Consider the following 22,316-nt stretch of genomic DNA (forward strand, 5'->3'; position numbering starts at 1 on the left):
GGCCGTCCCTCCGTCAGTGCGGCGCGGCACCTCCAGCGCCCACCGGCGCGACCGACGCCCGCGCGCTACGGGCCGGTCGCACGAACCAGGCCAGGACGACGCTCACCACGAAAACCACGAGAAGGTACGCACCGAGTGTAGCCAGCCCGATACCCACGATGCCGGCAATCGCCGCGAGGGCCAGCAGCGCCGAGCGCCCCTCCCAGCCCAGCGTGAACGCGTGCAGCGGCGGTGCCGCCTGCCGCTTCTCCAGCCGGGCCGTCAGGTCGTAGTGGTGCACGGTGAGCACGAAGACGTACCCGAAGATCAGCCAACCCGGTGCCTCACCGACCACCCCGACCGCGATGGCGAACAGGTACTCGGCGGCCCGCAAGGCCGCGGGCACCAGCCAGTCCAGCGGACCGTTGTGCGCGGCCCCCGCGCCCAGGCCGCCGACCAGCAGCACCAGCAGCGCCACCGGCACCGCCCAGCGCAGCCCGTCCGGCGAGTCGCCCCACAGCGCCGCGACCAGCAGCACCGCCGGGCCGAGCGCGGCGATCACCGCCAGGGTCAGCGGCCCCATCGGGCGGACCACCGGCAGCCAGCGGGCCAGCGGGCCGTCGTCGCGGTGCAGGGTGGCGTCGACCGTGTCCAGCACCGGCACCCTCATCCAGCGGGCCCGCAACGTCCGCAGCGCCCCGGTGTACGCGAACGCCAGCACACCCCAGACCAGGACGGCGATGAGGCTGACCAGCGGGTTGAACAGCGCCACGGTCAGCGCGATCAGCGCCCACCGCTCGCCGATGGGGAAGACGACGGTCCGCTTCAGCCAGTACGACAGCGACCCGGTGTCCGCCTGCACACGGGTCGACGCCGCGTTGAGCCGGTCACCGATCCCGCCGCTGGCACCCGCCGCCGCTCTCGGTCGACGGGCCGCCTCGTCGTGCAGCACCCCGTACCAGGTGTCGGTCATGTGCCGGACGGTCTGCAACGTCATCGCGGCGATCGCGAGCGCCCAGCCGTTGCCCAGCCCGGCGTGGCTCACCCCGAAGCCCAGCCCGGCGTAGACCAGGTATTCCTTCGCCCGGTCCGCCATCGTGTCCAGCCAGCCACCCCAGGCGCTGAAGTGCCGGGTGTAGCGGGCCAACTGGCCGTCCACGCAGTCCAGCACGAAGCCGAGGTAGAGCAGCACCGCGCCGCCGACCAGCGCGGGTCGCCCACCGACCCCGAACAGCACCGCCGCGGCCAGCGCGAACAGCACCGAGATCGCCGTCACCCCGGTCGGGGTGAGCCGCAGCCGGGCCGCCCACCGGACCACGTACGGGGACCAGGTGCTGACGAAGTAGGTGGAGAAGAAGTCGTCCTTCTCCTTCACCGACAGCCGCAGCTCGGCCCGGTCCTCGTCGACAGCGGTCACCGCCGCCTCGGCAGCGGTCAGCTCGTCCTCGTCCTCGACCCGGCGGGCGACGAGCAGGCGTACCCGCTGGGCGAAGATCAGCGTGCCGAGCGCCGCGAGACCCGCGAAGAGCCGGTCCACGGCGGACCCGGGGCCACCCTCCGCGGCGCGGGCGGCTGCGGCGAGGGTCGGCAGGTCGTCCACGCCGACCCGCAGCGCGCCGCCGAACACGCCGGTGGCGGCCCCGTCGAGGGCGTCCAGGGCGCCGGCGTCGACCACCTGGCCGCGTTCCTCCCGCACGGCAGTGCGCCCGGGCACCGGCGGGTCGCCCAGCACCAGCACCACAGTCGGCCCCACCGGGCTGGTGGCCAGGTGCCGCAGCACGGCGGTGTGCGCCACCAGGTCGGTGCCGGTTACCAGCACGGGGGCGGTGGCGGTGGCGACCAGCGCGGTCAACTCGTCGAGGGTGGCGGCGAAGCGCACCTCGTCGGCACCGGCCCGGCGCAACTGGGCGGCCAGGCGGTCGGCCAGCGGCTCACCGGTCGCGGTGGTCAGGCCCGCTGCCGGCGACCCGGCGGCGAGCACGATCGCGAGCGTCACCGCGGGACCGCGGCCTGGTACGCGTCGAGCGCCTCGGCGATGGTGCCGTCGAGCGTCAACCGGCCCGCGTCGAGGTACAACCCCCGACGACAGAACCGGGTCAGGTCCTTTTCGTTGTGTGACACCAACACCAGCGTGCGCCCCTCCCCGAGCAGACGATCAATCGTCGCGTAACACTTCTTGCGGAACTCCGCGTCCCCGACCGCGGTCACCTCGTCCATCAGCAGGATCGGGTGCGGCAGGTGCGAGATGATCGCGAAGCCGAGTCGCACCTTCATACCCGACGAGTAGTGCCGGACCGACGTGTCGATGGCCCGCTCCACCTGCTCACCGGCGAACTCGACGATCTCGTCGAAGTGCCGCTTCAGGTAGCCCGTCGACAGCCCGTGCAGGCCACCGACCAGGTGCAGGTTCTCCCGCCCGGTCAGGTCGTTGGAGAAACCGGCGGACAACTCGAGCAGCGGTGCCACCGCGCCGTGCACCCGGATGTCGCCCTCGTCGGGGATGAGCACCCCGGCGATCAGCCGCAGCAGGGTGCTCTTGCCGGTGCCGTTGCGGCCGATCACGCCGACCGTCTCGCCGGGTTCGATGGTGAACGACACGTCCCGCAACGGCCAGAACTGGCCGGGCAGGGCACCACGCGCACCCCGGTGGATGAACAGCTCTCGCAGGCGCAGCTGACGGCGACGGTTCCGGACGAACCGGATGCCCAGGCCGTCGGCCTCGATGATCGGCGCGGCCACGTCAGAGTTCCTTGAGCACTGCGGGTTCCAACCGGCGGAACGACCACCAGCCGGCGGCCAGCACCAGCAGGCTGCCGACGACGGTGGTGGCGAGCAGCCGGGCGTTCGGGAACTCGTCCGGGTACCAGATCGCGTGATGCAACTGGAAGATCCCGACCAGGGGGTTCAGCTCGTACACCACCTTCAGCCAGCCGGGCAGGCCGGACTCGCGGACCAGGCTGAGCGGATAGATGATCGGCGTGGCGTAGAAGAGCACCCGGATGATCAGCCGCATCAACCGTTCCACGTCGCGCATCAGCACGTTCCAGGCGGACAGCAGCAGGGCGAGCCCGGTCAACAGGACGGCCTGGACGGCCACCGCGAGCGGCAGGGAGAGCAGCGACCAGCCGGGGTGGATCCGACCGTGCACCGCGTAGATCACCGCGATGGCGATCAGGATCGGCAGCCCGGCCGCGTACTCGGCGAACCGGCCGGTGACCCGGCCGATCGGGAAGATCTGACGCGGCACGTTCATCGTGGTGATCAACCGGGACTGGCCGGTCAGCGCGTTCGTGGCCTCGCTCAGGGCCGAGCTGGCCCACATCCAGGCGAAGATGCCGGTGATCAGGAACAGCGGGTACGACCCCGCCGCCTCGCCGAGATGCCGGCCGGTGTCGCGGGAGTAGAGCACCCCGAACACGAACCAGTAGATGGCGCCCATGCCGAGCGGCTCGATCAACGACCAGAAGTAGCCCAGCACCGACTGCTGGTACTTGACCGCCAGGTCCCGCCTGACCAGGATGCGCAGCGAGTTGCGGTGCGACCACAACGCCGCGACGCCAGAGGTCACCGCGAGCCTCCCGCCTCCTGAAACGGACGACAGGTTAGCAGTCGGTGAACGAATGCCCCGAATCGACCGGACTCAGCACTCGATCACATTGACGGCCAGACCGCCACGCGCCGTCTCCTTGTACTTGACCTTCATGTCGGCGCCCGTCTCCCGCATGGTCTTGATGACCTTGTCCAGCGACACCTTGTGCACACCGTCGCCGCGCAGCGCCAGCCGGGCGGCCGTGATCGCCTTGATGCTAGCCACCGCGTTCCGCTCGATGCAGGGGATCTGCACCAGGCCACCCACCGGATCACAGGTCAACCCGAGGTTGTGCTCCATCCCGATCTCGGCCGCGTTCTCCACCTGCTCCGGGGTGCCACCGAGCACCTCGGCCAGCCCCGCCGCCGCCATCGAGCACGCCGAACCGACCTCACCCTGGCAGCCCACCTCCGCACCGGAGATCGAGGCATTCTCCTTGAACAACACCCCGATCGCGCCGGCCGTCAGCAGGAACCGCACCACACCGTCGTCGGACGCCCCCGGCACGAACCGGGCGTAGTAGTGCAGCACCGCCGGAATGATCCCGGCCGCCCCGTTGGTCGGCGCGGTGACCACCCGGCCACCGGCGGCGTTCTCCTCGTTGACCGCCAGGGCGAACAACGTCACCCAGTCCATCGCGTGCAGCGGGTCGGGCGTCCCGGCGTCCGCCTCCAGGCCGCGCCGCAGCTCCGCCGCGCGCCGCCGGACCTTCAACCCCCCAGGGAGTACGCCGTCGCGCTCACAGCCGCGCTCCACGCACTCCCGCATCACCCGCCAGATCTCCAGCAGGCCCGCCCGGATGTCCGCCTCGCTGCGCCAGGAACGCTCGTTGGCCAGCATCACCTCACTGATCGACAGCCCGGTGCGGGTGGTGACCTCCAACAGTTGCGCCCCGGTCAGGAACGGGTACCGCACCACTGTGCTGTCCGGCTTGATCCGGTCCGCGCCGGCCGCGGCCTCGTCCACCACGAAGCCACCACCGACGGAGTAGTAGGTGCGGCTGCGCAGCTCGGCACCGGCCCCGTCGTACGCCGCGAAGGTCATCCCGTTCGGGTGGTACGGAAGCGACCGGCGGCGGTGCAGCGTCAGATCCCGGTCCGGGTCAAAGTCGATCTCGTGGGCGGCCAGAATGTTGATCCGCCGCTCGGCCCGGATCCGCTCGACCCGAGGACCGACGGTGTCCGTGTCGACAGTCTCCGGCGACTCACCGGACAACCCCAGCAGCACCGCCGGGCCACTGCCGTGCCCGTGCCCCGTGGCACCCAGCGAGCCGAACAGCTCGGCCTGCACCCGTGCGACGTCGCTGAGCAGCCCGTCGGCCTTGAGCCCGCCAACGAACGTACGCGCGGCCCGCATCGGCCCCACCGTGTGCGAGCTGGACGGCCCGATACCAACGCTGAAGAGGTCGAAAACACTGATCATGGCCGCGCTTCCTCGCCGTCGTCCCGGCGTACGGGACCCGGCCGGGTCGTGACCGCCGGTCTGACGGCCCCGCTCGTGACCGCCCGGGGTATGGGTGCCGGTCACCCGGGGTGTGGGTGGCCGATCTGCCAGCCTACCCGCCCAGCTCAACGCCCACCCGGCCGCTGGGAGGCGAGCACCTGACCGCCGTCTCGCGGCCATTGCAAGATCACGTTCGATCCATGTTGCAGTGGTCTGGGCCCTTCCCCGAGGCCACCCCGTGAACGAGCGCGATCTTCACCGGTCCCGCCGTGCGCGGCGCTCGGGCGCGGCGCGGGCGGGTCGCGGGGAGGCATCAGCGAGGGGCTGCCCGGGTAAAGCACCTACGGGTCCACGGGCCACCGCTCATCCTCGGGACCGAGGGCGAGGTGGCCACCCCCTTCTACCGTGGATTGCAGACGCGGCGCACTGCCGCAGAGTGGGAGTACGACGATGAGTCGCAAACTGGTCCGGCCCCGCGAGGGGCGCATGCTCGCCGGTGTCTGCGCCGGCCTCGGTCGGCGGTTCGGCATGTCCGCCGGGATGGTCCGGCTGCTGTTCCTGCTGTCCCTGCTGCTGCCCGGCACCCAGGTGATCGTCTACCTGGTCCTCTGGGTTCTCATGCCGAACGAGGATCGCTACCTGGCCTCCACCCAGCACTGACCCCCACCCCTCAAGCGCGCCGCGCGTCCGGGAGGCCACTACAACCCTGTTGTAGTGGCCTCCCGCACGTCCAGGGCCCCCATTTCCAGGAACTTGCGGGCAGAAGCGCTCGCCAACTCCATCCGGAACCGCCGCTCCAACCAAGCCCCACCCCACCCCCACCCCACCCCCGCCTCGCCTCAGCCCAGGCAGCAACTTCACCGATGTTGCTGCCTCAGGAGCACCCGAGGCACCAACTTCCCCGAAGTTGCTGCCCACCTCGCCGTTGATCCACTCGGGTTTGCTGATTCCGCCGGGTCCAGGTGCCGGTAATACCCCGAATTCAGCAAACCCGAGTGGATCATGGAGCGCTCACGCCGCTCGGCAGAGCGCGGGCCTGCCCCCAGAGCACGAACGCGCCACGAGAGGCGGCAGACGGACGAACGGCAGGGTTCAGCACTCAGACGCGCTGCAGACCGCCGGCAAAACGGCAGGCGAATGCCGACCGCGTGAACGACGCGACCACCGACAGTGAACGCCGACGCCGAATGCACGAGAGCGACTACCGACAGCGAATGCCAGCGGCGACTAACAACGGCTGCCGACGGCGACTCACACAGCGGGCTGACAGCAAGGGCTGCCACCGGCGACCGCCAGCTGCGACCGCCGACGGCGAATGCCAGCTGCGACCGCCGACGGCGAATGCCAGCTGCGACTGCCAGCGTGGGCTACCAGCCGCGAATGCGAGCGGTCCTGATGGAGAAGCGCCCGCTCCGACGGACGTCGGGGCGGGCGCTTCCGCGGTACGGGCTGTCGCCGGTCAGGGAGCCGTGTAGGTGACCGTGATCTGTTGGTAGCCGAGGGAGCGCAGCAGCCCCTCCAGCATCTTGCGGGTGTTTTCCTCGGCTCGGGCGGAGAGACCGCTGTCGCGGGCGGCGGCGGTGATCCGCTCCTCGGCGAGCTGGTAGACCTGCTGCTGCCGGTTGGGATCGTTGCCGACCAGGTCACCGAGCCGGTTGAGCAGACCGCGCTGCTCCGCGAAGACGTAGCTCTTCTCCATGTCGAGGTTGGTCTCGCCGAGCTGCGGGGCGGGCAGTTTGATCTCGACGGACTTGCCGTCGGCGGACTGGACGACGGCACCCTCACCGATCTTGGTGAAGTCGACGTACGCCTCGATGCTGCCGGCCCCGACGAACAGGGTGCGCTCGTTGAGCAGGAAGTCGGGAACGTTGCGCCGGTCGTTCTGGGTGTCGACCACGACCTGGAAGTTGCCTTCGGCCGCCACGTAGCGGCTGAGGTCCTGGATCGACTTCAGCAGTGGTGGCTGGCTGCGGTCGGTCTGCTCCTTGGCGAACGGGTTGCGGAAATCCGGCAGGATGCCGGTCGCCTGGATGCCGAGCAGCACCACCACGGCCAGCGCGGCGGCGCCGAGCAGCAGGAGCAGGCCACGGGCCCCGCCACCACCACCCGTCGGGCCACCGCTGCCGCCCATCGGGCCACCCATCGGGCCACCGGGGCCGCCCGGTGTGTCCATGGTCGGCTCGGGTGTCGCGGCCGACCGCTCCTTGAGATCGTCACCGGTCGGGTAACCGGGAAACTCCCTCGTGGGCTCGTTGATGCCAGCGTCGCGGGCCATCACGCTCACCGTCCTCGTCAGACACGTCGTCTGTCAATGACGGTACGGCCCCCGTACGACAGCCGCGCGTCGAGCGGCCGGAAAGCACAAACGGGCAGGTCACGCGCGGGCAGGTCAGCACGCGGGCAGGTCAGCACGCGGGCAGGTCAAGCCGGACAGGTCACGCGAGCGCAGGTCACGCACACGGGCAGGTCACGCGAACGCGGAGATCCCGGTGAGTCGCTGCCCGACGACCAGCTGGTGGATTTCGGAGGTGCCCTCGTACGTCAGCACGCTCTCCAGGTTGTTGGCGTGCCGCATGATCGGGTATTCGCCGGAGACACCGTTGGCACCGAGGATGGTGCGGCACTGCCGGGCGATGGCCAGGGCCTCCCGCACGTTGTTCAGCTTGCCCACGCTGACCTGCTCGGGTCGCAACCGGTCGGCGTCGGCGAGCCGGCCGAGGTGCAGCGCGAGCAGTTGCCCCTTCACCAGCTCGACGGCCATGTCGGCGAGTTTCGCCTGGGTGAGCTGGAAGCCGGCCAGCGGGCGACCGAACTGGGTGCGGGTGGTGGCGTACGCCAGGGTGGTTTCCAGGCAGTCACGGGCGGCGCCCACCGCGCCCCAGACGATGCCGTACCGGGCCTCGGTGAGACAGCTCAGCGGCGCCTTGAGCCCGATCGCCTCGGGCAGTTGGGCGTCCGCCGGGAGCCGGACGTCGTCGAGCGCGATCTCGCCGGTCACCGACGCGCGCAGCGACATCTTGCGGCGGATCTCCCGGGCCGTGACACCGGGCGTGTCCATGGGTACGAGGAAACCCCGCACGCCCTCGTCGGTGCGCGCCCAGATCACCGCGGCGTCGGCGATCGGCGCGTTGGTGATCCACATCTTGGCGCCGGTGAGCACCCAGTCGTCGCCGTCGCGGCGGGCGCGGGTGGTCATCGAGGCGGGGTCGGAGCCGTGGTCCGGCTCGGTCAGGCCGAAGCAGCCGATCGCCTCGCCGGTGGCCATCGACGGCAGCCAGCGTTGCTTCTGCTCCTCGCTGCCGTAGCGCCAGATGGCGTACATGGCGAGCGAGCCCTGCACCGAGACCAGGGATCGGAGGCCGGAGTCGCCGGCCTCCAGCTCCTGGCAGGCCAGGCCGTACGCGACGGCGGAGGCGCCAGCGCAGCCGTAGCCGGTGAGGTGCATGCCGAGCAGGCCGAGCTTGCCGAACTCCCGGGCCAGCTCGCGGGCCGGCACCTGGCCCTGTTCGTACCAGTCGGCGACGTGCGGACGCACCCGGTCGTCGACGAGTTGGCGGACGACGTCGCGGATCTGTCGCTCTTCGTCGGTGAGCGACGGGTCCAGATCGAGCAGGTCCAGCGCAGCGGTCATGGACGCCACCCTAACGAAGGTTCAGCGAGCGACAGAAGGGCTCGTCACTCGATCGGCTCGGAGAGCACCAGCACCCGGGCGTGGATCTGGTTGCGCTGCTGCAGGGCGGCGCGCAACGCGCGGTGCAGCCCGTCCTCAAGGTAGAGCCCACCGTTCCACTGCACGACGTGCGGGAAGAGGTCACCGTAGAAGGTGGAGTCCTCGGCGAGCAGCTTGTCGAGCGCCAGCTCACGCTTGGTGGTGATCATCTGGTCCAGGCGCAGTGGCCGGGGCGGAATCTCCGCCCACTGCTTGAGCGTCAGATTGTGTTCCGGATAGGGACGCCCGTCCCGGACCGCTCTGAAGATCACGACGGCACGCTCCCCTCCCCGTGGCCGGGCCGACCGACGGCGCCGAGCCGGGCCGCGGCGGGCACCGCGCGGCGCGGCACCGATGACCGTGCCAGCCTAGCCGCCCCGCGCACGACGCGTTTCGCTCCCTGATGTCAGTTTCGCTACCGGTCGTCCGATCCTCAAGCGGACAAACGGGACGGGGTGCTCAACTCCACCGGCCGCGCCGCACCACCTCGTCCATCGGACGACGCCCCCGGCGCAGCGACGGTGACCGATGGTCCGCTGCCCGGTAACCGATTGTGACGGCACCGACGGGCTGGTATTCCTCCGGCACACCGAACGCGTCGCGGTAGGGGGCGAGTTGCTGCGGCGGAATGCCGAAGAAACAGGCCCCCAGCCCTTCGTCCACGGCCGTCAGCAACATCAGCAGGGCCGCGAAGCCGGTGTCCACGTGCCAGTACGGCACCGGCCAGCGGTCGGTGGATTGGTCCGTCCACCCCTTGTCCGGCTCCGCGTACCGCCGCAGGTAGGCCGACGCGTTGGCGTGCGGCACCACGATCAGTGGTGCCCGGCGCATCCCGGCCAGCCAACGCTCCCGCCCACCGCCGTCCGGTGTGGTGGCCGCCCAGAACCGCTCCCGGTCGGCCGGCTCCTCCAGGACCAGGAAACCCCAGCCCTGAGCGAACCCGGCCGACGGTGCGCGGACCGCGTGGTCGAGCAGCCGGTCCACCACGTCGGGCGGGACGGGGCGGTCCGGGTCGTAGTTGCGCACCATCCGCCGACGCCGGACGACCTCGGCGAACTCCATCAGGCCCCGGGCCGGATGCCCCAGGCACCCCGCCAGGTCGTAGCAGGCTTGAGCGTGAGCACGTCCCGGCCCGAGCGGAACGCGTCCGGCGGGCAGGTCATCGGCTCGATCGCCACCGAGCGGCGGTGCCGGTCACCGGTGAGCGCGTCCCCGGTGAACACCTGCCACCAGCCGAACTCCGCGTCCGCCCAGATGCTCACCCCCGCCGAACCGTCCGGCGCGGACAGGCTCACCGACGAGCCGCCGTCAGCGTCGCGGATCACCTCGCCGAAGCAGAGATCCAGCTCGGCGGCGCCGATCCGGCGCGGGCTGGTCCAGTCGTACTCGGTCCCGGCCACCGGGGTCGCGCCGACCGGCAGCAGCCGACCGTCCACCAACAACCGGGTACGGGTCGGAAGCCGCATGACCAGGTCGTCGACCGCGATGCCCGGCAGCTGCAGGTAGGGGTGCACGGAGAAGCCGAACGGCGCGGCCTCCCCGCCGATGTTGGTCACCTCGTGCTCGGCGCGCAGCCCGTCCGCGCTGACGCTCCACCGGCTGAGCAGCCGCAACGGCCACGGGTAGCCGGGCTGCGGCGGCAGGTCGTAGCCGAGGGTCACCGCGGCCTCCGACTGCTCCAACAGACGCCACGGCACCCAGTTGACCAGCCCGTGGATGGCCACGTGCCGCTCCGGCTCGGTCAGCGGGAGCTGGAGCGCCCGCTCCCCGAACGCGTAGCGACCATCGCGGATCCGGTTCGGCCAGGGTGCCAGCACCTGCCCGGCGCACCCGGGGCACACCTCGTCGGTCTGGTACCCGTCGACCAGGTCGACACCGTCGTGCCGGTACGTCCGGAGCCCACCGCCCACCTCCACGATGACGGCCTCGTGACCGGCGGCGGAGATGGTCCACTGGGCGCCGGAGAAGGGGCGCTGATCGGGGCTTTCCATGCCGGCGACCCTAACCGGTCAGGCCCGGTCGTTGCTCGACGCGGTAGTGGCCCGGTAGCGCAGCAGTGCCGGGAACGCCACCGCGAGCACGACCACGAGCACCGCCGAGGCGAGCCCGCCGGCCACCCAGGCCACCCCGCCGCCGAACCCGGCGGCCATGGTGCCGGCCCGGAGGTCGCCCAGGCGTGGGCCACCCGCCACCACGACCGTGTTGACGCCCTGGAGCCGACCGCGCATCCGGTCCGGTGCGTAGACCAGCAGCATCGACTGGCGCAGCACCGCGCTGATCAGGTCGGCGGCCCCGGCAACGGCGAGCAGCGCGACCATCAGCCAGAGCTGCTGGGCCAACCCGGCCGCGGCGATCGCCAGGCCCCAACCCACCACCGCGAGCACCAGGCCGAGCCCCTGCCGGCGGAGCCGGCCGATCCAGCCGGAGGTCAGCCCACCGATCATCGAGCCGATCGCGATGGCGCTGTAGAGCAGGCCGACCGACCCACCACCGCCGAACCGTTCGTGGGCGATCTCCGGGAAGAGCGCCCGCGGCATGGCGAGGATCATCGCGATCAGGTCCACCCCGAAGGACAGCAGGAGTACGGGTGTGGTGGCCAGGTAGCGGAATCCGTCGATGACACTGGCCAGGCCGGCTCGCCGGGCCTGACCGTCGGCGCTCGGCTCGGGCGGCAGCGAGGGCAGGCGCAGCGCCGCCCAGAGCATCGCGGTGAACAGCAGCGCGTCCACCCCGTACGCGATCGGCAGGACCACAGCGGTGTCCGGCGACGCGGCGAGGATCAGGCCCGCGGCCAGCGGGCCGGCCACCGAGGCGGCGGTGAAGGTCGTGTAGTTCAGGGTGGCGGCGGCCGGGACGAGGTCGTCCGGGACCAGTCGGGGCAGCATGGCACTGCGGGCCGGCGAGCTGATCGCGAACGCCACCGACTGCAACGCCATCAGCGCCAACAGGAGCACCGGGCTACCCACGTTCAGCAGTGCCTGGACCAGCAGCCCGAGGGTGGATGCCCAGAGCAACAATGAGCCGCCGAGCAGCACCGCGCGGCGGTCGCGGGCGTCGGCGACCGCGCCACCCCAGAGCCCGAAGACCAGCAACGGTACGAAGGCCGCCACGCCCAGCAAGCCGACCCAGAGGGAGTCCCTGGTCAGGGCGTACATCTCCACCGGCACCGCGACGGCCGTGAACTGGAAGCCGAACATCGCCACGGTGTTGCCGAGCCAGAGCCGTCGGTACGCGGGCACGCGCAGCGGGCGTACGTCGAGGGCCCAGCGGCGCGCTCCGCGCGGCCGAGCCTCCTGCACATCTGTCACGGCGCCAACCGCTCGACGATCCAACCGCCCTCGTCGAGACGACGGAAGCGGAGCCGATCGTGCAACCGGCCGGCCCGACCCTGCCAGAACTCCACCGACTCGGGGTGGACCCGCAACCCGCCCCAGTGCGACGGCGTCGGGATCACGTCCTCGTCGGCGAACCGCTCGGCCACCTCCCGGTAGCTCTCCTCCAGCTCGGCCCGGCCCGACACCACCTGCGACTGCGGGCTGGCCCAGGCGCCCAGCTGGGAGCCGCGCGGCCGGCTGGTGAAGTACGCCTCGCTCGTCGCGCGGTCGACCGGCGCGACCCGCCCGGCGACCACCACCTGACGCTGCATGGGAAACCACGGAAAGACCAGGCTGGCGTACGGGTTGGCGGTCGCCTCGACGCCCTTGCGCGACAGGTGGTTGGTGAAGAAGACGAACCCCTCGGGGTCGTACCCCTTCAGCAGCACCGTCCGACCGCTCGGCCGACCGGCCGGGTCCGCGGTGCCCACCACCATCGCGTTCGGTTCGGGTAGCCCGAAGGCCACCGCGTCGGCGAACCAGCTGGCGAACTGGGTGTGCCAGTCGGCGGCCAGGTCAGCCTCGGTCAGGCCCAGGTCCGCGGCGTACTCGTTACGCATCGCAGCCGGGGCGGGTGTGTCACCCGTCACGTGCCCACTCCTTCTCGGCGGCCCCGCCAACGCCCTCCCGCGCTGGCCAGCACGCAGTGCCCAGTCTCACCGAGTCCAGCGGAGATTGCGCGCCCGGGGATGTCGCGTGCAGCACAGTCGCAGCGGGTCGCGTATCCCTTACTCAGCAGGCAAGATGTTGCGAACACATCCCTGAGGGTCGCCTAAGGCGCCCGGCCGACCGGCCGGATGAGCTGTTCGGGCGCACCGACCAGATCCAGGAGAGCGACATGGCTGATTTCAAACCCGGGCTGGAGGGCGTCGTCGCCTTCGAGACCGAGATCGCCGAACCTGACCGTGAGGGCGGCGCGCTGCGCTATCGCGGGGTCGACATCGAGGATCTGATCGGGCAGGTGTCGTTCGGAAACGTCTGGGCGCTGCTGGTGGACGGCCGCTTCGGACCGGGCCTGCCGCCGGCGGAGCCGTTCCCGGTGCCGGTGCACTCCGGCGACATCCGCGTCGACGTGCAGTCCGCGGTCGCCATGCTGGCCCCGTACTGGGGGCTCGACCAACTGCTGGACATCTCCGACGAGCAGGCCCGCGAAGACCTCGCCCGGGTGTCGGTGACTGCGCTCTCCTTCGTCGCCCAGTCCGCCCGGGGCCTCGGCCTCCCGGCGGTGCCGCAGAAGGAGATCGACAAGGCGCAGACCATCGTCGAGCGGTTCATGAAGCGTTGGCGCGGCGAACCCGACCCGCGGCACGTCAAGGCCGTCGACGCGTACTTCATCTCGGCCGCCGAGCACGGCCTGAACGCGTCCACCTTCACCGCCCGCATCGTCGCCTCCACCGGGGCGGACGCGGCTGCCTGCATCTCGTCGGGCATCGGCGCCCTCTCCGGCCCGCTGCACGGCGGCGCACCGTCCCGCGTGCTCAGCATGCTGGAGGCGGTGGAGCGCAGCGGCGACGCCGAGGGTTACGTCAAGGGCGTCCTCGACCGCGGTGAGCGGTTGATGGGCTTCGGCCACCGCGTCTACCGGGCCGAGGACCCGCGCGCCCGCGTGCTGCGGCGCACGGCCAAGGAGCTGGGCGCGCCGCGCTTCGAGATCGCCGAGGCACTGGAGAAGGCCGCCCTCGCCGAGTTGCAGGCCCGCCGCCCGGACCGGGTGCTGGCCACCAACGTCGAGTTCTGGTCGGCCGTGGTGCTGGACTTCGCCGAGGTGCCGGCGCACATGTTCACCTCGATGTTCACCTGCGCGCGGATGGGCGGCTGGAGCGCGCACATCCTGGAGCAGAAGCGCCTTCAGCGGCTGGTACGCCCGTCCGCCCGCTACGTCGGCCCGGAGACCCGCAAGCCGTCCGACGTCGAGGGCTGGGCCGCCATCCCGCACGGCGTCTGATTTGACACGAAGGGGCCCCTTCTCGACGCCTGCCGTCGAGGAGGGGCCCCCTTTCGTACCTCTGGGCGCGCTGAGGACGCCCGGTGTGGCGAAGGCCTCAGACCTGCCCTCGGGGGCCCGGCTTCCACCGATGGGTCCGGGTGCGAGGATGAGGGCCGGCAGTGTCGCCGGGCCCGCCCTCGCCCTTGCGGAAGGATCTTCAAGACCGTGGCTGACGCACCGACCATCCGGATTCCGGATGACATCAAGCCCGCCGACGGACGTTTCGGCTGTGGCCCGTCCAAGGTCCGCCCAGCGGCGGTGTCCGCCCTTGCCGAGGTCGCGACGAGCTACCTGGGCACCTCGCACCGGCAGAAGACGGTCCGCGACCAGGTGGCGCGACTGCGCTCCGGCATCGCCGAGTTCTTCTCGCTGCCCGAGGGCTACGAGGTCGTGATCGGCAACGGTGGCACCACCGCATTCTGGGAGGTCGCCACCTTCGGCCTGATTCGCGACCGCGCCCAGTTCGCCAGCTTCGGCGAGTTCGGCGCCAAGTTCGCCAAGTCGGTCAAGGACGCGCCGTTCCTGGGCGAGCCGACCGTCCGCAAGGCCGACGCGGGCAGCGCGCCGACGCTGGTCGCCGAGTCCGGCGTGGACGCGTACGCGACGCCGCAGAACGAGACCTCGACCGGCGTGGCGGTCCCGATCAGCCGGGTGGCCGGCGCGGACGAGGGCGCGTTGCTGCTGGTCGACGCGACCTCCGGCGCGGGTGGCCTGGAGGTCAACGTCGGCGAGACCGACGTCTACTACTTCGCCCCGCAGAAGTGCTTCGGCTCCGACGGCGGCCTCTGGCTGGCCCTGATGTCACCGGCCGCGCTGGACCGGGCCGCCGAGATCAAGGCGTCCGGGCGCTACATCCCCGCCTTCCTCGACCTGGTCACCGCGATCGACAACTCGCGGCTGGAGCAGACCTACAACACTCCGGCGCTGGCCACCATCTTCCTGGCCGCCGAGCAGACCGACTGGATGAACGCGCAGGGTGGCCTGGCCTGGGCGGCCAAGCGCACCGCCGAGAGCGCCGCCACGGTGTACGGCTGGGCGGAGCGTTCCAGCGTGGCCTCACCGTTCGTCGGCGACCCTGCACTGCGCTCCAACGTGGTCGCCACGATCGACTTTGCCGACGAGGTGGACGCCACCGCGATCGCGAAGGCGCTGCGCGCCAACGGCATCGTGGACACCGAGCCGTACCGCAAGCTCGGCCGCAACCAGCTCCGGATGGCGCTGTTCCCGGCCATCGAGCCGGCCGATGTCGAGGCGCTGACCGCGTCCATCGACTACGTGGTCGAGCGACTCTGACGTTCGTCACGGTCGGTGTCGGTGGAGGCCTCCACCCACACCCACCGTGATCATTGCCGCAGCTCAGTCACGACATGCGGGGTGTCGCTTCCCCCACCCCGAGACAGATGCGCGTACGGTGGTCCGAGACGCCTGGGTGGCCGACTCGTGGCGTGCGGCCAGCGAAGCGGGACGGAGGCAACGCTATGCGCCCAGTACGCTTCGTCGCCCTCTCCGAGGACGGCCATGCTCTGGTTCTCGCCGACGAGGTCGGGCGGTTGCTCGCCCTGCCGATCGACGAACGGATCTCCGGTGCGCTGCACGCGGAGCCCGGTTCGCCGCCGCTCGCGGCGGCGCCGACCGCAGCCGATCCGATTCCCTCACTGTCCCCGCGGGACATCCAGGCCCGCATCCGCTCCGGTGAATCCGCCGAGGATGTCGCCCGGATCGCCGGTGTGCCGGTCGACCGGGTGCTGCGCTATGCCGGCCCGGTCCTCCAGGAGCGGGCGATGCTCGCGCAGCATGCCCGCCGCACCCGCCTCAAGGGAGCGGAAAAGCCCACCCCGCTCGCCGAGGTGGTCAACGGTCGGCTGAGCCAGCACGGCATCGACACCGAGAAGATTTCCTGGGACGCATACCGGCGTGATGACGGCACCTGGCGGATCATCGCCACCTGGCCGTCCGGCAAGGCCACCGCGCAGGCCATCTGGGATCTCGACAAGACCCGGCAGTCGGTCGCCCCGCACGACGACATGGCGCAGTATCTGTGCGCCGAGCGGCCCACGCCGATCCTCGGTCAGGAGCCCGCACCGGAGCGGGGCGGGCATGCCCTGCCCGGTCCGTCGCGCGGTGAGCCGAGCCGAGGTGGGCACGGGTTGCCGGCGGCATCCGAGCACCCGCGTCCCGGTCGGGATCCGATCCGCGCTGGCCGCGATGCGTTGCTCGCCTCACTGGACCGCCCACTCGGCGCCTCGTCGGGCCGTGGTCTGGAACCGCGTACCCCGGCTGCTCTCGCCGGCTCGGACGCGCCCCGGCAGCGGCCGGTCGGCGGGGGTGCCGCCGCGTTGCTCGGCGGCGGCCAGGGGTCGGCCTTCGACGACGACTCGGATGCGCCCAAGGAGGTGCCGGCCGTGCCGTCGCTGGCGGTGCTGCGGCCTCGCCGGACGGGCGCTGCGGCAGCCGCTGGCGGCGAGTCCACCGATGCCAACGGCAAGCCGCGTAAGCGGCTGCCGAGCTGGGACGACGTCCTCTTCGGCAGCGGCCCGGCCGCCCGCGAGTCCTCCTGACGCTTCGCGTTGACGGGTGGCGGTTCGCCACCCGTCAACGCGAAACACGTAAGCCTCATCGACGGTCTTCGGCGTCCCCGCGGTCGAGGCCGGCGACCTCGCGTACGGCCTCGGCGACGGCCGGGAAGTCCTTCTTGAGGATCGCACCGTGGTTGCTGGCGACCTTCGCCCCGATCCGGATGTGCGGGTTCCGGACGGTCACCGCGTCGAGGCTGGCGCGGATCTGTTCCTGCTCGTCACCGCGGCTCCCCAGGGACGTCCCCGAGGCGACCACGTACCGCACCGGCACGGTGATGGTGTCCAGCACGGGGCCCAACTCGCGCTCGCGGGAGAGCCTGCCGAGTTCGATGTTGCTGTCGGCCATCTGGTCGGCGTCCATCCGAGGGGTCAGGCCGGTCGGGCGCAGCAGCGGCATGAAGAGGTTCATCCGTCGGAACATCTTGCGGATCCGTTGCGCCATGGCCTCGTCGAGCCAGTCGTGCGGGAACGCGCCGTCGACCAGGACCGCGCCCAGGGCACGCTCCGGGTTGCGGCTGACCCAGTGCGCCCCGACAACAGCTCCGTAGGACCAGCCCACCACGAGCGCGCGGTGCACGCCCCGAGCGGCGAGGACGGCATCGACATCCCGGACGGCCGCCTCGAAGGAATAGTCCGCTGAGCGCTTCGACTTCCTGCCGCGAGCCCGCTCGTCGTAGGTGATGTGCCGCCACCCGGTGCCCAGTTCGGCGATGACCCGCCGCCAGTATCCCTGGGTGGCGAACTGGCCGTTGAGGTAGACCACGGGGACCCCGGGACCGCCGGTGTCGGTGACGGCCAGGGCCGTGTCGTCGACCGGCACCATGCCGGTCCAGGACGAACTCGGGGCGGAAGCGTTGTTCATTGGCATGTCTGCACTCCTGGTCGCGTCGGGGTTTCGGTCGGGGTCAGAGGCTGCGGGCGGTGATGTCGCCGTGGGAGGTGGTGGCGCGGATGTCGAGTGCGGTGGTGCCGTCGTTCCTGAGGGCGTTGCTAACCCGGCCGTGGCCGGTGCCGGCGTCCAGCGCGGCGGACACGCCTGCGGCGGCGCCGACCGAGATGTCGCCGGACTGAGTGGTCAGCACGACGGCGCCGTGCACGGCTTCGGCGATCCGGATGTCGCCCCTCGCGGTGCTGATCTCCGCAGGGCCGGTGAGCCGGCCGACCTCCACGTCGCCGTCGATCGCGGTGAGGCGCACGCTCGCCGCCTCGTCGATCTTGATCTGGCGGTACGCGCCGTCGAAGGTGACGTCGCCGAGACGCCCGACACCACGCAGCTCGGCGCTGGCGGCCTTGGCGTCGACGCGGGAGTCGGCAGGCAACCGGACGGTGACCTGTACGGATCCGGAGGAACCGACGAGCGGGTTGCCGGGTGTCGCGGCCGTGATCCGCAGGACGCCGTCGGCGTACGCGACTGTGGTCTGCTCGGCGGCCCTGGTGTCGCGGCTCTTGGAGGGGTCGGTCGGCAGCACCTCGACCGTCGTGTCGACGCGGTCTGCGGCGATGAGCTGGATGCGCCCGGCGGGGATGTTCAGGACGGCGGAGATCGGGGCGGGGGTGTCGAACGTCTTCATCATGCTCTCCCGTGCTCGTACAGCGTTTCTGATATCGGAAACGCTACGTTGCTTTCCGTAGAGCGGCAACGGGTCTGTTGCGATGAAGAGGCGTCGTCCCAGCTAGATCCGTCGTGGTTGTTGCAACGAGCCAGAAGATAACGCAACGCCTCCGGCCGTTCGCGTTGCAATAGAGCAGAAGTGAACGCTATGGTGGAGTCGCCACGGGCCGCCCACGAAGGATCACCAGGGAGATCACGATGCCGGGAGGCAGACTCACCCAGCAGGAGCGCCAGCAGATCGCGCTGGGGCTGGTCGACGACCTCCCCTACGCGGAGATCGCCCGACGACTCGACCGTCCCACCTCGACGGTCACCCGCGAGGTGATGCGCAATGGCGGCCCTCTGGCCTACCGCGCCGACCTGGCCCACCGCGCCACCGAACGCCGCGCCCACCGACGCAGGTCGGCCTCCTCCCGCACGACGGAGTCAGTCCCCCAGCCCCACGGCCGTGACGCCGAGGCCGTGGCCGAATACGAGGAAACGTTCACCACCGTCCTCATGGCGTCGGGTCTGAGCAAGATGGCGGCCCGTGTGTTGACCTGTCTGTTCACCACCGACTCGGGCAGCCTCACCGCGTCCGAGCTCGCTGGGCGCCTCCAGGTCAGCCCGGCGTCCATCTCCAAGGCGATCACCTTCCTGGAGGGGCAGAGCCTGGTCCGCCGCGAACGCGACGAACGCCGCCGTGACAGATACGTCGTCGATGACGAGCTCTTCTACCAGGCCACGATCGCCAGCGCCCGAGCCAACGACCAGCTCGTCGAGACCGCACGACAGGGCGTGGCCCTCCTCGGTCCGCACACCCCGGCCGCCGCCCGCCTGGAGAACATCGCCCGCTTCCTCGACTTCATCAGCGAGAGCATCGTCCGCGCCGCCGAACAGGCCCGCGAGGTCCTCCACAGCAGACCCGAGGCGGTCACTGCCCAGCCGAGTCCGGACCAGGATCAGTCGGGGGTCGCCGTGACGAGGGTGCCGGGTCAGAGCGGCCAGGCGGCGAGCCGGTCGTAGCGCGATGGTTGCGGGTCGAGGTGGCTGCGAATCAGCAGCAGCTCGGTCGCCGGCCACTCCGGTCCCTGGTAGTCGTCCAGGTCGGCCTGGTCCGCCTCGATGTCGGCCAGGTCCATCCGATCGCCCGGCCGGGCCACGGTCAGGTGCGGGCGGAACGGCCAGGCGTCGTCGCACGGCAGCCGGGCCTGCCGCAACCGGGACCGGACCAGCCCGGCGAGCACGTGCAGTGCCTCGACCTCACCTCGCAGGCCCACCCAGAGCACAGTGGACCGGCCCTGACCGAACCGACCACCGCCACCGAGGCTGAACCGGGGCAGGGCGTTCCGGCCGTCGTGGAACCCCTCGGCGGCCAGCCCGAGTGCGCTCTCCACCTCGACCAGCCGGGCCGCCTCGACGTCGCCGAGGAAGGCCAGGGTGACGTGCAGATGGGCCGGATCGGCGAGCCGGACGTTGATGCCGGCGGCAGCCGCCGCGCCGACCCGTAATCGCGCGACCTGCACGCCGAGGTGGCCGACCGGCTCGGGGGGCGGGTAGACCGCGACGAAGAGCCGCAACCGTCGCTCAGCGGTGCCGTTGCCGATGGCCGGCCCGAGCCGCTGGCAGGGTCAGCCCGGCGGCGTTCAGCACACCCTCCACCCGGACCCGCTCGATCTCCTGGTCGACGCCCTCCAATTCACCAAGGTGCTCGGTGATGCCGAGGGCGCGGCAGGCGAGGCGAAGCCGGTCGTCGTACGCCTGGAGCAGCGCGCCGTGCCAGACCATCGAGCGGCCGGTGCCGCCGAGCCGCTGACCGCCGAGGCGACGCAGGTCGGCGGCGAGTTGCTCCAGGGGCCGACGGTCGGTGCGGTCGAACTCGCTGAGGTCGATGTCCCGGGTCAGCGCGTCGGCCTCGATGGCCCGGTCGAGACGTGCGATCGTCCGTTTCTCCCGCCGGCGATCACGCCACTCGGACCAGCCGCAGACCACCCGGTCGAGGATCTCGTCATAGCAGAAGAGCAGGGCGAGTGCCGCTGGAAGACTGGCCACGGCGAGGAACGCCAGGGCCAGCATCAGCGCGCGTCCGACTCCCACGTATCGACGCTAAGCCCCATCGTGCCGCCCCGCCAGCGATTTGCCCGCATCCGCGTCATCCGCTCAAGACGGCGCGTGCGGATCGGACCGCGGATGCGGCAGTGCCCGGAAGGGCCCCTTGTCATGCGAAGTCCGATGACGAGGGGGCCCTTCCGGACAGATCAGCAGTCGGTGGACGTGACGTAGAAGCGGGGCATCGGCAGCACCCGGAAGCGCAGCCGGGCGCCGGAGTGCCGCAGCTGCCAGGTGAGGGCGATCAACGCGGCGGCCAGCGAGATCAGCCCGCCCATCCAGATGCTGGCACCGGCACCGAAGCGCTCCGCGACCCAGCCGATCAACGGCGCGCCGACCGGGTTGGTGCCCAGGAAGACCAGCACCCACAGCGCCATCACCCGGCCCCGGAAGGCCGCGTCCACGCCCAACTGGACCCGCTGGTTGGCGGCCTGGGCGAAGAAGACCATGAAGAAGCCGGTCGGCACCAGCAGTGCCACGACCAGCCAGTACGTCGAGGCGAGACCGACCAGGGTGCCGAAGCTGGCGCAGGCGATCGCCGCGCCGAGCACCAGCCAGACCGACGGCCGGCTCCGCCGACCGGTGCCGCTGAGAGCGCCGCCGAGCGCGCCCACGGCCAGCGCCGTGCTGAACAGGCCGAAGGAGGCGGCACCGGTGTGGAAGACCGTCTTCGCCAGCGCGGCCAGGGTCAGCTGGAAGTTGAACAGCGACATGCCGATCACCGACATGACCGCCATCGGCAGCAGCAGGTCGGGGCGGCGCGACACGTACCGCAGCCCGTCGATGACCCGTGCGGACGCCCGCTCGTCGCGCGGCAGCAGGGCGTCGCGGTGCAGGTCGGCCGTACGCATCCGGACCACGTTGACCAGGGGCGCGACGGAGCTGAGGGCGGTGAAGAGGAAGACCGGGCCCACGTCGAAGGCGGCGATCGCCAGGCCGGCGACGGCCGGGCCGACGATCCGCGCCGAGTTGAACACGGCGGCGTTCAGCGACAAGGCGTTGGGCAGCAGCGGCGTGCCGACGAGTTCGGAGACGAACGCCTGACGGACCGGGGTCTCCACTGCGTTGGCCGTGCCGAGCAGCGCGGCGAAGGCGAAGACGTGCCAGAGCTGCACCAGGTCGGTGAGGACCAGCACGGACATGCCGAGCGCCAGCACGGTCCAGAAGGCGTTGGCGACGAAGAGCAGCACCCGCTTGTCGTACCGGTCGGCAAGTCGGCCGGAGAGCAGGGTGAGCAGGAGCACCGGGGTGAACTGACAGGCGGTGACCACGCCGAGCGCGGTGGCCGAGTTGTTGGAGAGCTCAAGGACGAGCCAGTCCTGGGCGATGAACATCATCCAGACGCCGATCAACTTGATCAGCTGCCCGGATGCGAAGAGGCGGTAGTTACGGACCTGCAGGGACTGGAACATCGTGCTCAACTTGGCCTGCACTCTTCGTGCGCCTCCTTAAGAACGTACGCGTCATCGACAGGTGACGGCACGGACCCGGTGGCGCGGGCGCGGCTCAGGCGCGAGCGAGCTGCTGAAGAATCTGGGCAGCCCTCTGCAGGGTCTCCCGTTCGTCCTCGTCGAGTGCGGCCAGCCGGTGGGCCAGCCACTCGTCGCGGGCCCGCTCGAACTGGTCGAGCACGGCCTGCCCTCCTTCGGTCGCCGCGAGGATGACCTGCCGGCCGTCGGTCGGGTGGGGTGTCCGCCGCACGAGGCCGCGGTCCTCCAACTTCCCGATGATCTTGGTCATCGTCGGCGGCTGCACCCGCTCCACGTCGGCCAGTTCCCTGGGCGTCAGCGCGCCGGCCAGCCGCAGGCTGGTGAGCGCGGAAACCTGGGTGACCGTGAGGTCGCCGACCGGTCGGGCCTGGCGGACCCGCCGGTTGAGTCGGGTGATCGCATCACGCAACTGGGGAGCCAGTTGCGCCGGTGGCACGCGTTCCGCCGTCACCGTCCGCTCCATCACGTT

Annotated in this window: 22 protein-coding genes; 5 read left to right on the forward strand and 17 right to left on the reverse strand. The window is 71.1% G+C overall.

Annotated features, from left to right (window positions below):
* Positions 1–13: 13 nt before the first annotated feature.
* The 4 genes from KBX46_RS11555 to KBX46_RS11570 form a co-directional block, all read right to left on the reverse strand.
* Positions 14–1,975: a DUF5941 domain-containing protein gene (locus tag KBX46_RS11555; protein WP_210792497.1), complete on the reverse strand. Its 1,962-nt coding sequence runs from the start codon at positions 1,973–1,975 to the stop codon at positions 14–16.
* On the reverse strand, positions 1,972–2,718 hold the full coding sequence (locus tag KBX46_RS11560) for an ABC transporter ATP-binding protein (protein WP_210792498.1): 747 nt from the start codon (positions 2,716–2,718) through the stop codon (positions 1,972–1,974). Before KBX46_RS11560 ends, KBX46_RS11555 begins: the two co-directional genes overlap by 4 nt.
* A 1-nt stretch (position 2,719) precedes the next feature.
* Entirely contained in the window at positions 2,720–3,547 is an 828-nt protein-coding gene (locus KBX46_RS11565) for an ABC transporter permease (RefSeq protein ID WP_088951238.1), read from the reverse strand.
* 72 nt (positions 3,548–3,619) lie between these two features.
* A complete protein-coding gene (locus KBX46_RS11570) occupies positions 3,620–4,990 on the reverse strand; it encodes an L-serine ammonia-lyase (protein WP_210792499.1) in 1,371 nt (456 codons plus the stop codon).
* 471 nt (positions 4,991–5,461) lie between these two features.
* Here KBX46_RS11570 and KBX46_RS11575 point away from each other — a divergent pair, with 471 nt between their 5' ends.
* Positions 5,462–5,671: a PspC domain-containing protein gene (locus KBX46_RS11575; RefSeq protein ID WP_088951236.1), complete on the forward strand. Its 210-nt coding sequence runs from the start codon at positions 5,462–5,464 to the stop codon at positions 5,669–5,671.
* 799 nt (positions 5,672–6,470) lie between these two features.
* On the opposite strand, the gene KBX46_RS11580 is transcribed toward KBX46_RS11575, so the two are convergent.
* The 7 genes from KBX46_RS11580 to pdxH all read right to left on the reverse strand — a co-directional run bounded on the left by KBX46_RS11580 (position 6,471) and on the right by pdxH (position 12,654).
* Positions 6,471–7,286, reverse strand: coding sequence for a DUF4230 domain-containing protein (locus KBX46_RS11580; protein ID WP_210792500.1), 816 nt, complete (start codon positions 7,284–7,286; stop codon positions 6,471–6,473).
* A 192-nt stretch (positions 7,287–7,478) separates the two neighbouring features.
* Positions 7,479–8,642 (reverse strand): acyl-CoA dehydrogenase family protein, encoded by a 1,164-nt coding sequence (locus KBX46_RS11585; RefSeq protein ID WP_210792501.1) that lies wholly within the window; start codon positions 8,640–8,642, stop codon positions 7,479–7,481.
* A 44-nt stretch (positions 8,643–8,686) separates the two neighbouring features.
* Positions 8,687–8,992 carry a type II toxin-antitoxin system VapB family antitoxin gene (locus KBX46_RS11590; protein WP_030329612.1) on the reverse strand — a complete coding sequence of 102 codons (306 nt, stop codon included), beginning with the start codon at positions 8,990–8,992 and terminating at the stop codon, positions 8,687–8,689.
* Between the two features lie 187 nt (positions 8,993–9,179).
* Entirely contained in the window at positions 9,180–9,782 is a 603-nt protein-coding gene (locus KBX46_RS11595; protein ID WP_210792502.1) for a nitroreductase family protein, read from the reverse strand.
* Positions 9,782–10,711 (reverse strand): aldose 1-epimerase family protein, encoded by a 930-nt coding sequence (locus KBX46_RS11600; RefSeq protein ID WP_210792503.1) that lies wholly within the window; start codon positions 10,709–10,711, stop codon positions 9,782–9,784. Before KBX46_RS11600 ends, KBX46_RS11595 begins: the two co-directional genes overlap by 1 nt.
* 18 nt (positions 10,712–10,729) lie before the next feature.
* Positions 10,730–12,028, reverse strand: coding sequence for an MFS transporter (locus KBX46_RS11605; RefSeq protein ID WP_088951232.1), 1,299 nt, complete (start codon positions 12,026–12,028; stop codon positions 10,730–10,732).
* The gene (gene pdxH, locus KBX46_RS11610) at positions 12,025–12,654 is read right to left on the reverse strand and encodes a pyridoxamine 5'-phosphate oxidase (protein WP_210792615.1); all 630 of its coding nucleotides are present in this window, start codon (positions 12,652–12,654) and stop codon (positions 12,025–12,027) included. The genes KBX46_RS11605 and pdxH overlap by 4 nt, the downstream gene beginning before the upstream one ends.
* Positions 12,655–12,932: 278 nt before the next feature.
* Between pdxH and KBX46_RS11615 the strand changes: the two genes are divergently transcribed.
* The 3 genes from KBX46_RS11615 to sepH all read left to right on the forward strand — a co-directional run bounded on the left by KBX46_RS11615 (position 12,933) and on the right by sepH (position 16,639).
* A complete protein-coding gene (locus KBX46_RS11615) occupies positions 12,933–14,039 on the forward strand; it encodes a citrate synthase 2 (RefSeq protein ID WP_210792504.1) in 1,107 nt (368 codons plus the stop codon).
* 207 nt (positions 14,040–14,246) lie between these two features.
* Positions 14,247–15,374 carry a phosphoserine transaminase gene (gene serC / locus KBX46_RS11620; RefSeq protein ID WP_088951231.1) on the forward strand — a complete coding sequence of 376 codons (1,128 nt, stop codon included), beginning with the start codon at positions 14,247–14,249 and terminating at the stop codon, positions 15,372–15,374.
* Between the two features lie 185 nt (positions 15,375–15,559).
* The gene (gene sepH, locus KBX46_RS11625) at positions 15,560–16,639 is read left to right on the forward strand and encodes a septation protein SepH (protein WP_088951230.1); all 1,080 of its coding nucleotides are present in this window, start codon (positions 15,560–15,562) and stop codon (positions 16,637–16,639) included.
* A 55-nt stretch (positions 16,640–16,694) separates the two neighbouring features.
* On the opposite strand, the gene KBX46_RS11630 is transcribed toward sepH, so the two are convergent.
* Both KBX46_RS11630 and KBX46_RS11635 read right to left on the reverse strand, forming a co-directional pair.
* Positions 16,695–17,525, reverse strand: coding sequence for an alpha/beta fold hydrolase (locus KBX46_RS11630; RefSeq protein ID WP_210792505.1), 831 nt, complete (start codon positions 17,523–17,525; stop codon positions 16,695–16,697).
* 37 nt (positions 17,526–17,562) lie between these two features.
* Positions 17,563–18,228 carry a DUF4097 family beta strand repeat-containing protein gene (locus KBX46_RS11635; protein ID WP_210792506.1) on the reverse strand — a complete coding sequence of 222 codons (666 nt, stop codon included), beginning with the start codon at positions 18,226–18,228 and terminating at the stop codon, positions 17,563–17,565.
* Between the two features lie 239 nt (positions 18,229–18,467).
* Here KBX46_RS11635 and KBX46_RS11640 point away from each other — a divergent pair, with 239 nt between their 5' ends.
* The gene (locus KBX46_RS11640) at positions 18,468–19,274 is read left to right on the forward strand and encodes a helix-turn-helix domain-containing protein (RefSeq protein ID WP_210792507.1); all 807 of its coding nucleotides are present in this window, start codon (positions 18,468–18,470) and stop codon (positions 19,272–19,274) included.
* Here KBX46_RS11640 and thpR read toward each other — a convergent pair.
* The 4 genes from thpR to KBX46_RS11660 form a co-directional block, all read right to left on the reverse strand.
* Positions 19,244–19,828, reverse strand: a complete 585-nt coding sequence (gene thpR / locus KBX46_RS11645; protein ID WP_210792508.1) for an RNA 2',3'-cyclic phosphodiesterase — start codon at positions 19,826–19,828, stop codon at positions 19,244–19,246. The genes KBX46_RS11640 and thpR overlap by 31 nt on opposite strands.
* A 7-nt stretch (positions 19,829–19,835) precedes the next feature.
* Entirely contained in the window at positions 19,836–20,345 is a 510-nt protein-coding gene (locus KBX46_RS11650) for a hypothetical protein (protein WP_210792509.1), read from the reverse strand.
* Positions 20,346–20,506: 161 nt separating this feature from the next.
* Positions 20,507–21,790 (reverse strand): MFS transporter, encoded by a 1,284-nt coding sequence (locus tag KBX46_RS11655; RefSeq protein WP_088951225.1) that lies wholly within the window; start codon positions 21,788–21,790, stop codon positions 20,507–20,509.
* Positions 21,791–21,863: 73 nt separating this feature from the next.
* Entirely contained in the window at positions 21,864–22,313 is a 450-nt protein-coding gene (locus tag KBX46_RS11660; protein ID WP_199177009.1) for a MarR family winged helix-turn-helix transcriptional regulator, read from the reverse strand.
* Between the last annotated feature and the right edge of the window lie 3 nt (positions 22,314–22,316).

The organism is Micromonospora sp. C81 (assembly GCF_018070425.1).
In the GTDB taxonomy this organism is placed as follows: Bacteria; Actinomycetota; Actinomycetes; order Mycobacteriales; family Micromonosporaceae; genus Micromonospora; species Micromonospora zamorensis.